This window comes from Paenibacillus sp. FSL R7-0272, assembly GCF_037969905.1.
GTDB lineage: Bacteria > Bacillota > Bacilli > Paenibacillales > Paenibacillaceae > Paenibacillus > Paenibacillus polysaccharolyticus.
On the sequence record NZ_CP150221.1, the window covers coordinates 4713709 to 4727619 of the forward strand.

Genomic DNA, 13911 nt, shown 5'->3' on the forward strand with positions numbered 1-13911 from the left:
ACTTAATTTTAAATGATTTTCAGGGAGAGAACAATCAAGGAGGAACACATCATGACCGAAGAAGAAAACACATCGGGCTGGGACGCCATCGACCACGCTATACAGCAATTGTACGGAGAACAGGAACCTAAACATTATGGCACAGCCATTCCATATATGCTTGGCGGACCCGACCCACTGGACGGAATAAGTGCCTATGCGGTAGATACACCGATGCCTCATTGGCATTTTGTAACTTATGGTTTCTCGGAGCTCTACGGCAAAGAGGGCGATGATGCATCGAGAAGTGGATATGGTTTTGAACTTACTTTTCGCCTTACACGCTGTGAAAATGAATCAGAACCGCCGGCCTGGGCACTCAATCTACTCCAAAATATGGGGCGATATGTCTTCAACAGCGGTAACCTGTTTCAGCCCGGAGATTATCTGGATGCCAACGGCCCGATCTGCCTGAACTCCGATACACTCTTGACTGCACTTGCATTCATAGAAGATCCAGATTTACCTGAACTGAATACACCGAATGGTTCTGTTCAATTTATCCAAATGGTCGGTATGACCTGCCGTGAACTGGAGATGATTCAGAGCTGGAATACCCACGGTTTCCTGGCTGCCTGTGAAAGCTACATGCCTAAATGTGTAACGGATCTGATGAGGAATTCCTACGCAGATATCCCTTCGGTTATCCAAGCTACGGAGCGTGGCATTGAGGAAGACGGATCAAGCACCGCCTTTTTGTTCATCCAACAATTGAGCTGGGAGTCACCACGCAAAAAACTGTTACAGAAAAACATCCCTGCCAAGCTTCAGCTAGGTGCCCAACAGGCAACTCTTCTGGGCAGCATCCTGAGGAGCCGAATCGCCAAAAAAGCAACGTTGTCCCTGATCGGGCCGGATATCAACATTGTCTTTGAAGCTGGGGATCTTCCCTCTCTGATGGAAACGGAGCGAGAGGTCAGATTGACTGTGAATCAGCAAGCACTGAACGAAATTGTAGAGCAACTTCGTCCACAAGCCAGCTCCTTTCAGGTCCCTTCACTGGACAAGCTCCTTATTGAGATTGTGCCCACGCAGATTAAAGATCAGGAAGGGAATGTGATCAAAACGATCGGCTAATCAACGCAATTGCATCAAGGAGGAATGACATGTCTGCTCATACATCGGTCTCAAGCCCATTGGAATACGGTACGGGAGTTCATACTGGAACTCCTGCTTCCTTTCACTATTTAGCTCAAAGCGGAATAGACCGACTATGCAAAATCAATCATTTTCTAATTCAAGCGTTCCGCCGCAGTATTTTGGATATCAAAGAGAATTTGACAGGTACTTATCTGTTCCTGCTAACAGATGTTAACGGCGTGCTGCTGTCCATGGATTACAGCTCTAATTTGGAACCGCACGTAAAGCAATCTCCTATTCGACCGGGACTGAGTTTTTCAGCCCAGAGCTGTGGCGTTAATGCCATCTCCAGAACGATGGAGGATAATGCGCCCGTATTTTTGCTACCAGAGCAGCATGAAAGTCCATTTTTTCAAAGCTGGCACTGTTATGCCGTTCCTCTATACATGGGGTCACAGCATTTCGGTTATCTCGATGTGTCTACAATAAACGCGGATATGCAGCGTGAACTCATGGCCATAGCCAAGTTGATCCCGGCAAATATGCAGAACCGTTACCAGAGCCAAAGCATGGCACATCAGGAGAAACAGCTCCAAGTCGAATTCACAGAGCGGCAACTAACGATTCTAGAGATGATATCCCGCGGATGGACTGTGAAGGCGATTGCATTGCAACTTAAGATCAAGGAATGTACGGTCAATTATCATAAAAAAGTCATTTTTAACAAGTTAGGCGTTCAATCCAGCACAGAAGCTGTTTCAATGGCGAGTCAATTGTCTTATTTATAGGAGACCCCTATAGTTTCCTATAGGTGGAAACAGAGAACACATGTGCTACAATTTTAGTAAGCACAACAAAGAGAGAATAACTCACACATCTCAGGAGGGTATTATGTCTATTACGAAAAAAACATCTTTATTCGCTATGCTCATCATGATGATGATCGTAGTCGCTGCTTGCGGAGACAAAGCAGATAACAATGCGAAATCAAACGATCCTGCCGCAACCAAAACAACTACAGGCGCAGATGCCGGCACAGCCAAAACAGACGATACCGACAAATCAGGAGCGTCCAGCGAAGATAACAAAGAATCTGACAACTCATCCAAAGTAGAACTGGGGACAACGCAAAAGGGTTCTTACACTAATGACTATTTTGGCGTATCCCTGAAATTCCCTGAAGCATGGGAATATCAGGATGCCGAGGGCATGAACCAACTGACGAGTGCTTCCTCTGAAGCCATTGCCGGTGACGATGAAAAGAAGAAAAAACAGATGGAACTATCTCAAACCAAGACATTGAACCTGCTCATGGCATCCCAATATCCGCTTGATGGCGGCCAGATCGGCCCTTCTGCAATGGCCATTGCCGAGAAGGTTAGCTTGCTGCAAGGCATTCGTACAGGAGAGGACTATCTGAAAGCTACCAAGAAGTTCATGGAAGACAGCAACTTCCCTTATGAATACAAGGACTTCACAAAAGAAACCATCGGTGGCAAAGAAATGGACCTAATGCAGATCACGACGGATGCAGGGGACGGAAGCAAAATCACTCAGGAATACTACAGCACGATTATTGAAGGTTATGCGTTCAACTTCATCTTCACATATCTCGATGATCAAACCAAAGCCGAGATCGACAATATTAAGAAGTCCGTTCAATTCAAATAAAACCAAAACCCCGGCAGCGATCTGAACAGATCATGCCGGGGTTCTTTGTTCTTTTTTTAACCAGACAAAGCGACCCAATGTCCTTCTTTCACTTCGACCCAGCGCGAATGCTCCAGATTATATCGGTCTCCTGTGCCACTGGTTTCCTTCTCCTGATCTACCAAAGCGATACGTGGCTTATTCCTCTCCACCGCTGGATCAGGAACAGGAATTGCCGATAGTAATGCTTTCGTATACGGGTGCTGCGGATTCGCATACAGTTCTTCACTCTCGGCCAGCTCCACAATTTTGCCGTTATACATGACAGCGACCCGATCACTTATATGTTTGACCATCGACAGATCATGTGCGATGAACAAATACGTCAGACCCAAGCGTTGTTGCAGCTCTTCAAGCAACTGCACAATTTGCGCCTGAATAGAGACATCGAGTGCCGACAACGGCTCATCACAAACGATAAACTCCGGCTCTACCGCCAGCGCTCTTGCAATACCTATTCGCTGACGTTGCCCACCCGAGAACTCATGTGGATATCGCTGTGCATGTGATGAATCAAGTCCCACCATCTCCAGCAGTTCTTCCACTCGCTTCTGTCGCTTAGCCGCATTACCTGCCAGCTGATGGATATCAAGCGCCTCGCCAATAATGTCCATAATTCTCATTTTGGGATTCAGTGAAGCATATGGATCTTGGAAAATGATCTGCATATGTCGTCGCATCGTTTTCATCTCACCAGGCGAGAGTCGTTGCAACGGAATGCCCTTGAACAGCACATCTCCTCCCGTTGGCTCGTGCAGACGCAGAATCGCTCGTCCCGTGGTAGATTTCCCGCTACCTGACTCACCCACAACGCCGAGTGTCTCCCCCTGACGGATATGAAAACTGATATCATTCACCGCTTTTAACGTATTGCCCTTGCCGAGGTTAAAATACTGTTTGAGAGATTTGACTTCCAGTAATGGCTGATCGTCCTTCAGGTCTTTGGGTACCTGAGAGAGCAATTTCGGTTTCTTCTTCTCATCCAGTCGAGGTAACGCGTTCAACAGACGGACGGTATACGGATGTTTTGGACTCTCGAAAATTTCCTCTGTAGTACCCGTCTCCACGATCTCTCCCTCTTTCATTACAACCACCCGGTCACACATGCCGGCAACCACACCCAAGTCATGTGTAATAAGAATAATCGACGTACCCATCTGCTCCTGCATATCCTTCATCAAGTTCAATATCTGTGCCTGAATCGTTACATCCAAAGCCGTAGTCGGCTCATCGGCGATTAATAGTTCAGGACGGCAAGCAAGGGCGATACCAATCATCACCCGCTGACGCATGCCACCGGAAAATTCATGTGGATACTGATTATAACGGATAGCGCTTTGTTTGATACCTACTCGTTCCATCATGGCGATGGCTTGTTTTTTCGCTTCCCTTTTCGATAACTTCTGATGTTTGATCAAACTTTCCGAGATTTGTTGGCCAATCTTGATCGTTGGATTAAGCGAGCTCATGGGATCTTGGAAGATCATCCCGATATCCCGGCCGCGAATGTGTTCCATCTCTTTTTGTGATTTCCCGGCGAGATCCACACCTTTAAATAGAAGCTCACCCGATTTCATCTGTGAAGGGGGAGAAGCAAGCAATCTCATAATGGAGCGTGCGGTTACGCTCTTACCACTGCCTGATTCTCCAACAATGCCCAGCGTTTCCCCTTTCCGCAGTTCAAAGCTAACCTGCTTGACCGCCTGAAACTCACTATCACCCGTGTAAAAAGAGACGGACAAATCATTTACTCTCAGCAAAGGTTCCACGACGTGCACCATTCCTTTCATATCTGCTCTATCTTCTCATATGTAATCAATTCCATACCTTGACAATTAAACATACCCTACATAATATATACTATATTGATCGGAATAATGCAATTTATACTTCAGTGAAAGGAGGGTTACCGTTTGACAGCTGAAGCGGAAAGTCATCACACCTCCCGTCTGGTGAATCATCTACGTTTCATTTATGGTAAAATGCTGCTTCATCCCGTCTATCGCTATGTATTGATCGTTCTCGGATTACCGATCAACCTGATCGTTTATATGGTCTGGCGTTCCAAGCGTAAACAAGATGACTGGTCAGCTGTAAAACAACAGGCTGAACAGGAGATGCATACCTCATCCTACCGTGACACCAAACGATTGGAACTGGAAGAACAACTGAGGCGCAAGCATCGCTTCTTCAAGCAAGAGGTCAGCGAGGCAGCATTCAGACAAGAGGCTGAGAGCTGGCTTGAGGAAACTTTTCAGAAGGAACTGCTGGAACGAACGTCCCACAAGTTAGAACAAAAGGGAAAACATCGTCTCGGAATTCAGGATACATTCGGTATCTTACTAGCGAAACCTTGGTTTCTAGCCTTATCGATCATCCCGGGCTGTCTAATGTATCTGACTCTTCTGGTATATGGTAATGCTTATCTAAAGTACATATTTGAAAGACTACTCATGACCATCTTTGTCATTCTGGGTGTAGCAACGCTAGTATTTACGATTTTGTACTTGTCTCCGTTCAACCCGGCGGCCAACATTCTCGGCGTAACCGCAACACAAGAACAGATTGCAGCCTTTAATCATGTGTACGGCCTGGATCAGCCTTATCTGACACAGCTTTGGAACAATATCAAGGGTGTTGCCATGTTTGATCTTGGCAAGTCGTTTGCAGGAAACGAGATCGTGACGGATACAATCGCTCGAAAGTTTCCCATTACGCTAACCCTTGCCGTGATTTCCCTGCTGTTAGCTATTGTCATTGCTTTACCTATTGGCATTATCTCGGCGCTCAAGCCTAACTCCTGGTTTGACTACACATTTATGTTCATCGCTCTCATTGGACTGTCTATTCCGAACTTCTGGCAAGGTCTGATCTTCATTCTGAATTTCTCGATCAAAATGCAGTGGCTTCCCGCTACCTTTAATCCTCAGAACTGGCTGTCCATGATTATGCCGGTCATCGTGCTGGGGACAGGACTTACGGCTGCGGTTGCACGGATGACCCGTTCATCCACACTGGAGGTCATTCACGAGGATTATGTCATGACTGCCCGGGCCAAGGGGCTAAGTGAGCGACAAGTGATGCTGAAGCACGCGGTGCGTAACGCGCTGATTCCTATCATTACTGTCGTGGGTCTTCAATTCGGAGCTATGCTTGGCGGGGCCGCTGTAACAGAGAAGGTATTTAATATCAGCGGACTGGGAAGTTACATCGTGGATAAGCAATTCATACCCGATATTCCGAGTATTATGGGCGGAGTAATCTACACAGCTATCACGATTTCCATTGTGAATGTTGTGGTTGATCTGTTTTACGCCTTTATCGATCCAAGGGTTCGCTCCAAAATGAAACAATATTAAAGCAGGTGTACTATGACAAAATCAAGCTCCCTTACACAGGAAATGCGTTTCCGGCTCAAGTCTTCACAAGAATACAGTCAAGCCAGCTTCGCATGGATCACTTCGGTTCTGCTGACTCTGTTATTGTTGTTGAACAGTTATGACTGGAGCGGGCAGGCGTTCAAGCCATTTATAGCTGGAGTGGCCGGCATTTATCTGTTCTTCACCCTCATTCAGAGTCTGCTTCTTATTCGGATCAGACAGGATTTAATACAGCGCGGGGTTATACGTGTTCTGACACGCAGACTCGCATGGGTACAGTTGCTGGCTGCTTTGACAGGTAATATTTTCATTGTAACGGCTGCTTTCCACCTGATTCGAAAACGAAAAAGTATTGAATATACATTTGCTGTATACGCACTGTTAACCCAGTTATTTGTGTTCGGTGTATCGGCTCTGAATCTGTTCAAGCCTTATGTTGCGGATACCTTTTTGCCTTCGATGGCGGCGCTGTTATGTATTCTCGTCATTGATTTGATCGTATTGATCATTGTATCAAGGTATGATGCGACCTCTCCTCTGCCTCGCTGGATGATGGTTGTAGGTGCAGTGATGATCGTTAGCGTGATTACGGGCAACGTTTTCGCGTTGCTGCTGGGGATCTCGATCCTTCGCCGGCTCCGCAGACAAGGGAAACATGGAACGAATTTCTGGAATGACCTGTGGGAGCGTCTTGCTCCCAATATGACCGCGATGTCCGGACTCTTTTTCATCATCTTCCTGTTCTCGATCTCCATCTGCAGTTTCTTCACCTTCGACTACAGCATGGCGGTAGAAAATAACTATTCGGCCCTGCTTCAGTCACCTTCTCTGGCCTATCCGCTAGGAACGGATGATTTCGGTCGATGTCTATTTTCCCGAATCGTGTTTGGTGCACGGATTTCCTTGATCGTCGGTTTGATGTCAACCCTGATTCCGGTTGTGATTGGCGGTGTGCTGGGTGCCTTCTCGGGTTTCTACGGAAGACATACGGATAACATCATCATGCGACTGCTGGATATTCTGTACGCCATTCCGGGGATCTTGCTCGCCATCGCGATTATCGCGGCTTTCGGTGCTAACACGGTAAATCTGATCATCGCATTAAGCCTGGGCTCCATTCCAACGTATGCTCGAACAATGCGGGCCAGTGTAATCTATGTATCGACCTTTGAGTTTGTTGAAGCGGCGCGTGCCTTGGGATATACCAATCGTACAATTATTTTCAAACACATCATTCCCAACTCGCTCGCACCGATGATTATCAAATCCACGCTGACGATTGGTGGAGCTGTCATTGCAACCAGCAGTTTGAGTTATCTTGGGCTGGGTGTAGAACCGCATATTCCGGAATGGGGCAACATTCTGAAGCTGGGAAGCACCTATCTGGAAACTCATTCGTATCTAGCGATTTATCCGGGACTGGCGATTATTCTACTTGTTCTTTCGTTCAACTTTCTCGGTGACGGACTGCGGGATGCGCTTGATCCCAAGCTTGAGAAGGCGTGACGATGGATTTATTAAGTTGAACTAAAAGAGGTTTACACGAAGCACTCCGATGACAGAATAACCTTGCAATCGCCGTTTTTCCAGGTTTTTTCTGTCCTCTCCGTTTTTGTGTAAATGAAATAGTTCAAAAAAAAAAATCATATATCACATCTATTAATACATTGGAGGTATTCTCATGAAAAAACGTACACTTGTCGCCTTGCTGCTGATTCTCGTGCTGGTGATCTCCGGCTGCAATGTGAAAACCAAAACCGAATCGCAGGAGCAGAACCAACCTTCCGATACAACAGAGACCGCACCAAAAGCGGTTGACATTGAATTGCTCGCCATGAGCTCTTCCGAGAATGATGTCAACATTATCCGTGATCAGCTGACCAAAAACGGCTTCAATGTGAAGCTGAACCTGCAACCGGATTACGGCAGCTTTAAGTCCCAGCAGGACGCAGGCAACTATGATATCGCATTGTCCAGCTGGACAACGGTAACGGGCAATCCCGACTATGCCGTTCGCTCTCTTTTCAAAACAGGCGGGGATTACAGTATTCTGGCGGATCAAGAGATCGATAAACTAATCGATCAGGCCGCTACGCAGACACCTGATGAGTACAAAGAAACGTATAAAAAGTTGGAAGACCGTTTGGTTACAGATCAGGCGTACATCGCTCCGCTGTATATTTCTCTGAAAAGTCAGGCGGTGAACAAGGACATTCTGAATGTCGATACCGTTCGTCTGTCCAAATCCCGTGCCATGGCGTGGGAACCGATTGAGTTCAAGGACAGCTCCAAAAACAGTAAAGATCCGTTGATTCTGACACAAGCAGCATCTGTACTGACTTCCCTCGATCCAATCAAAGGAAACGACGGTTCCATCAACCAACTCAATACCAATATGTACGTGCGTTTGGTGAATCTGACGGATGACGATCAACTGACAGCGGATGGATCGCTCTCACGTAATTTCACGATTGCAGATGGCAATTCCGAATACTATTTCGTACTTCGTGACGATATCAATTTTGCTAAAATCGAAAACAAAAAGGCTGTCGATACCGGAGAACGTGTAGGCGCAGATGACGTTATCTTCTCCCTCGACCGTGCCAAAAATAAAGATTCCGTTCCGGATCACCGCACGTACAGTCTGCATGAACATATCAAACAAGCGGAACTCGTTACAGACCTGAGCGCACTGGAGTCAGTGAAACAGTCCGGGGGTAGCGGAACCGTGCTGGAAGCTCTGAATCAAGGACTCGACAGCGATATCAAGGAACTGGTTAGCGACAAAAAACAGGCTAATAACGGTGCAGGCAAATACCAAGTAGTTAAAGTGACTACAACTGAACCGTTCCCGCAAGTGCTGAACTATCTGGCGCACCAATCGGCTGGTATCGTATCCAAGAAACAAGTCGAAAGCATCAATACGTATGATGTCGCGTCCTTCGATGTGAACAAGGATATTCCTTATGGCGATCAGAACACCGTGACCGAGGGTGCCAACTATAACAACACACTTTATACAAGCGGTCCTTATATCCTCTCTTATAAAAATGACTACGAAGGCGTGTTCCTGAAAAACCCGGGATACCGCAAAGGTTCCGACTTCGCAGGCAAGATTGATCAGGTAAACGTACGCTTCATTGCCGATGCTGACAGTGCTCTCTCTGCGCTTCGTAGCAGCGAAATCCACCTGTATTACGGTGTACCTGAGACGAAATACGACATTATCCAGAATGACAGCAAATTGCACTTGCAAAGCATTCCAAGTAATGCCGTATCCTATCTGCTGTTTAACACAGCCAATCGTGAAGTGGCCAAGAGCAGTGATCTGAGAAAAGCAGTGCTGTACTCCATCAATCAGGATGAGATTCTGCAATTCTACAAAAACAACAAACTGAAAGCTTACTCCACCGTAAGCCCACTTGTACAAACCGGGAATGAACTTAAGGCTGATCCAGCCAAAGTGAAAGAATTCGTGAGCAAGTATAACGCGTCAAAATAAACCGCCTGAACACAAAAGGCTGTCACCAGGATCATGCAGATCCATCGGTGACAGCCTTTTTCCTATCCATCATTCCGGTACTTGGCAATCTGCCAAAATGTCGGGATAATGTCTCATGCTATCCGCTTCTGTAATGCTGCGGATCACTCTACACGGTACACCTGCTGCAAGCGAATGCGGTGGAATGTCACGTGTAACCACGCTCCCTGCCCCAATGACACATCCGTCTCCAATCGTGACGCCGCCGCATACTGTCACATTCGCGGACAACCACACATCATTACCGATGGTAACTGGTTTGGCATAACAGAGTGATTTCAGCTCACCATGTTGATTCAGCATCTGCCTCCGTTCACTCGCAATCAAGGGGTGAACAGGCGTAACGATAGTAACATTGGGACCAAAGCTGGTGTAGTCTCCAATCGTCACTTGTGCATCATCCTGTATGGTCAGATTGTAATTCGCAAAAAAGTGATGGCCGATCCGGGTGTGCACCCCATAGTGAAAGAAAATCGGACCCTGCATAAATCCGCCATCCCCTATTTTCCCCAGTAACTGTTGTACGATTTGCTGTCTTTCCTCCGTTTGTTCTTCAAAGGTTTGGCTATAACGCTGACTGAGATGATGAGCTTTTCTTTTGATGTCCCTCAGTTCCGGATCAGCCGGACTGAATAACATGCCCTTCATAATTCTCTCTTCTTCACGCATCGCGATTCCCCCTCATCTATAGATTATTCCTGCAAATCCATGATCGCCTCAATCGTTCGCAATACACCATTTTCATCATTGGATTTCGTAATGAATTGCGCGGCACGTTTGGTATTCTCGCATGCATTGCTCACAGCAAAGCTGTATTCGGCAATAGCCATCAGTTCCACATCATTTTCTCCATCACCGAAGGACATCGTTTCACGTGAAGTTACGCCCAGCATCTCCTGCAATTTTTTGACCGTTTCACCTTTGTGTGTGTGCAGTGCCGTAATATCAAGCCACCTTGGCTCAGAATCAACAATATAGATTTGTCCTTCCATCGTGTGCTCCACATGTTTTCGTAATGCTGTGCAACGACCTTGGGTATCGAATACCGTAATTTTAATAAAAGAAGTGCTGATGCCTGCAAAAGAGTCCGTTTTGATGACCTGTTCATACGAGCCTTTCACAACGTCATACATCTCATCCGAAATCGAAGTATGCACATAAGCGGCATCACTTGCACAAACGATGATGGTCATTTGGGGATCAAATGATTGAATTTCCTGAATAGCTTGCAATGCTAGTGCAGGCTCCATGCTAAACTCCCGAACCACCTGCCCATCCTTCTTGATTCTGGCCGCACTGTCTCCAAGTATCCAAACTCCCTTGCCGTGCTCACCAAATAACTTTTCAACACGCTCGCACTGCTTTCCGGTACATGCTACAAAAGTAATGCCTTTACGTTTCATCCCCTCATGAACTTCGTTGAATAACTCCATATCAAATGATCCTTTACTGTTTAGAAAAGTTCCGTCTAAATCGGTTACAACCAGTTTAATCATGATGTGTCCCTCCAGTTGATTGATAAGAGATGTTTATAAACAATATTTATAAAGTGTGCAGAAAATTCTCTTTGCCGTAATTGAATCGTATCCCGTGTAACTGGTTCCATGTCAACAAGAAATTTCGGAAGAAATTCCTGGACTCATGTCAGCAAAAAAATCCACAGAACTCGTCCTGCGGATCATAACACTTCAGATAATATGGAGGATTTCAATGCTTGAAGAACCACACCTCTCAACCCCGCATCAAAGTCATCCTGGAACGAGTTCTGGTATACAATCTCAGGCAGTGTCGGCATCATATGCTCCTTTACATATTGTCTCCACGCCGCGTCGAGCACCTCTGTCTCCACTCGCTCCTGATAGATGACAATCTGATGAGGGGCAACAACCGCATTAACCGTTTGTAGAATCCGGCACACATGAGCCGTATAGTCTTCGTTGCTCATTTCCTGTTTCCAGTCGGGTGAGTACGGAAGATACTTGATCTCACCAAACATCCCGTTTTTGCCACGAATGATTTGTCCGTTCAGCACCATGCCCATACCAGGCGGGTAACGATTTGGAAAATAAATGCCCGCTACATCCTGCCCCTTAGTATGCATATGTTGTGTGTAGTAGCCGCTAACCGCTGCATTGACATCATTCTCTACAATTACAGGTAACTGGAATTCACGCTCAATCTCCCGAATCAGATGGGAATGAATAAGCTCATCATGGCTACTTACCGTGATATCCCCGTCGACAGCCTGACCCGGGATACCTATTCCGATCATATGGATGGAAGGATGTGCCGCAATGAAACGTGCTATAAGTTGCAGCACATGCTGTTTATCAAAAACAGGTAGAATGTTCTCTTCCTTCAGTACAATCTCATTCTCGAGATTGATTACCGTGGCCGAGATTAACCCCTGACCTTTCATTTCTTTCATGGACAAAACCAGCGCACGTCTATAATTATAATTGTATCGGTATGCTTGAGCAGGGCGACCACCGTTCGAGGGAACGATTTGATCTTGAATCAGCTCTCCGCCATCACATAACTCCTGAATTAGTGCGTTAATGGTAACTACACTAAGATTCGTTAATGAAGCAAGCTGCGGTTTCGTTGCGGTTTCCTGTTGCTGCATGACTTCACGCACATTATTCATATTGATGTGTTTCATCATTGTAGCGTTTGCCTTTTTCATAACCCTCTCGTTTCCACTCTGGTTCAAAAGACCAAAGCAATCGTATTCATGTTATCGTACTCCATATCATAACATTATACATTGCTTTGCACATAATGCTCATTCAAACAGATCATCTATAGATCGTACAGGTTGTACGTCCATCGACTGTTTGGACAAAGCCATATTTGCGTAAACACCTGCCCAGATGATAATAGCCATGATTAAGTAAGCCATCTCTCTCCTCCTTAATTCTTGTGTAATTGTTGTGGTCTCACGACTAATCGATTGACAATTTCTGCACAAACCAGCATAAGAACAAGTAGTACAAGCACAGCAATCGGAAAAGAAGCCGTTCCTGCTTTCGATGCCAGCAATCCAAAAAGCGGCGGAAGCAATGTGGTGCCTGTATAAGCAACTGCCATCTGATAACCCATCAGTCTCGCTGCACTTCCTTTACCGAAACGGGTGGGGGTTTCATGCAAAAGTCCAGGATAGATTGGAGCCAATCCGAGGCCGATCAGTACCAAACCGCCAGCAGCAAACCCGGAAGGCAAGGGCATCAATAGGACAATTCCACCGATAATGGTGGTCCATTGACCGTAGCGGATGAGCAGCAGGTTAGATACCTTTAAGGTAATAAAGCCTGTAATGAGCCTTCCGAATGTGATCCCCGCATAATAGAGCGAAACCCATCCTGCAGCCACTTCTGCCGAAACATTTCTTGTACCGACAAGATAACTAGCCCCCCAGAGTCCAACAGTCATTTCAACCCCACAATAGAACAGAAAAGCCAAAAGTGTAGGTTTAACCCCTTTTATATTCAGGAGCTTTGTCGTTAAGGTCTCGTCCGCTTCATCCACCGCTTTGCTGTCCAGCAGATTCGGAGTCTGGCGGGTCGCCGCCACTCGTTTCCACAATGGCAAAGTAAGTAGGAGCACAATGACCAGACTAAATTGAATAGCGGCAACGGCTGCGTACCCACCTCTCCAGGAGTGCTGACCTGCAATAGAAGCAGCCATGATGAACGGTCCCGTTGTTGCACCTACACCCCAGAAGCAATGCAGCCAGTTCATATGGTGAGCCCCGTAATGTTCTGCCACATAATGATTCAACGCCGCATCTACCGCACCCGCACCCAGTCCCAGCGGAATAGCCAGCATAATAAACCAGACCAGGGAGGGAGCCATGGAAAATCCAAGCAGAGAAACGGCAGTGAGCAAACAACTAAGTAATGTAATGTTGCCTGTACCCAGCTTGCGGATCATCCAACCGCTTGCGAGACTGGAGACGATCGTTCCAGCTGCAACAATCATGGATACAAGACCTGCTGCTCCAACCGAAGAGCCAATCTCAGGCCATACGACCGGCCACGCCGAACCGAGTAAAGAATCCGGGAGTCCCAAACTGATAAATGCCAAATAGATGATCAATAAAAACCAGGTTGCCAACGGCATTGCTCCTCTCAAGATGCGAATACTTTTCATAACTTAATA

At 46.4% G+C, this 13911-nt stretch carries 11 protein-coding genes; 6 read left to right on the forward strand and 5 right to left on the reverse strand.

Annotation, left to right across the window (positions count from 1 at the left end; all coding sequences use genetic code 11):
• Positions 1-51 precede the first annotated feature (51 nt).
• The 3 genes from MKY23_RS20875 (at position 52) to MKY23_RS20885 (ending at position 2790) form a co-directional block, all read left to right on the forward strand.
• The gene (locus MKY23_RS20875; protein ID WP_339831931.1) at positions 52-1116 is read left to right on the forward strand and encodes a suppressor of fused domain protein; all 1065 of its coding nucleotides are present in this window, start codon (positions 52-54) and stop codon (positions 1114-1116) included.
• A gap of 29 nt (positions 1117-1145) precedes the next feature.
• On the forward strand, positions 1146-1907 hold the full coding sequence (locus MKY23_RS20880) for a LuxR C-terminal-related transcriptional regulator (RefSeq protein WP_339831933.1): 762 nt from the start codon (positions 1146-1148) through the stop codon (positions 1905-1907).
• 103 nt (positions 1908-2010) lie between these two features.
• The gene (locus MKY23_RS20885; RefSeq protein WP_154983291.1) at positions 2011-2790 is read left to right on the forward strand and encodes a hypothetical protein; all 780 of its coding nucleotides are present in this window, start codon (positions 2011-2013) and stop codon (positions 2788-2790) included.
• A 56-nt stretch (positions 2791-2846) separates the two neighbouring features.
• Here MKY23_RS20885 and MKY23_RS20890 read toward each other — a convergent pair whose 3' ends face one another.
• Positions 2847-4598 carry an ABC transporter ATP-binding protein gene (locus tag MKY23_RS20890; RefSeq protein ID WP_339839605.1) on the reverse strand — a complete coding sequence of 584 codons (1752 nt, stop codon included), beginning with the start codon at positions 4596-4598 and terminating at the stop codon, positions 2847-2849.
• Positions 4599-4811: 213 nt separating this feature from the next.
• Here MKY23_RS20890 and MKY23_RS20895 point away from each other — a divergent pair, with 213 nt between their 5' ends.
• From MKY23_RS20895 to MKY23_RS20905, 3 genes are all read left to right on the forward strand, one after another.
• Complete coding sequence (locus MKY23_RS20895; RefSeq protein ID WP_154888581.1) at positions 4812-6188, forward strand: ABC transporter permease; 1377 nt, start codon at positions 4812-4814, stop codon at positions 6186-6188.
• Positions 6189-6200: 12 nt separating this feature from the next.
• Complete coding sequence (locus MKY23_RS20900) at positions 6201-7715, forward strand: ABC transporter permease (protein ID WP_339831937.1); 1515 nt, start codon at positions 6201-6203, stop codon at positions 7713-7715.
• Between the two features lie 175 nt (positions 7716-7890).
• Positions 7891-9711 carry an ABC transporter substrate-binding protein gene (locus MKY23_RS20905; protein ID WP_339831940.1) on the forward strand — a complete coding sequence of 607 codons (1821 nt, stop codon included), beginning with the start codon at positions 7891-7893 and terminating at the stop codon, positions 9709-9711.
• Positions 9712-9780: 69 nt separating this feature from the next.
• On the opposite strand, the gene MKY23_RS20910 is transcribed toward MKY23_RS20905, so the two are convergent.
• The 4 genes from MKY23_RS20910 to MKY23_RS20925 form a co-directional block, all read right to left on the reverse strand.
• Positions 9781-10419: a sugar O-acetyltransferase gene (locus MKY23_RS20910; protein ID WP_339831942.1), complete on the reverse strand. Its 639-nt coding sequence runs from the start codon at positions 10417-10419 to the stop codon at positions 9781-9783.
• 23 nt (positions 10420-10442) lie between these two features.
• Complete coding sequence (locus MKY23_RS20915; RefSeq protein ID WP_339831944.1) at positions 10443-11246, reverse strand: HAD-IIB family hydrolase; 804 nt, start codon at positions 11244-11246, stop codon at positions 10443-10445.
• A 182-nt stretch (positions 11247-11428) separates the two neighbouring features.
• Complete coding sequence (locus MKY23_RS20920) at positions 11429-12415, reverse strand: ROK family protein (RefSeq protein WP_339831946.1); 987 nt, start codon at positions 12413-12415, stop codon at positions 11429-11431.
• 248 nt (positions 12416-12663) lie between these two features.
• Entirely contained in the window at positions 12664-13866 is a 1203-nt protein-coding gene (locus tag MKY23_RS20925; protein ID WP_339831948.1) for an MFS transporter, read from the reverse strand.
• Positions 13867-13911 lie beyond the last annotated feature (45 nt).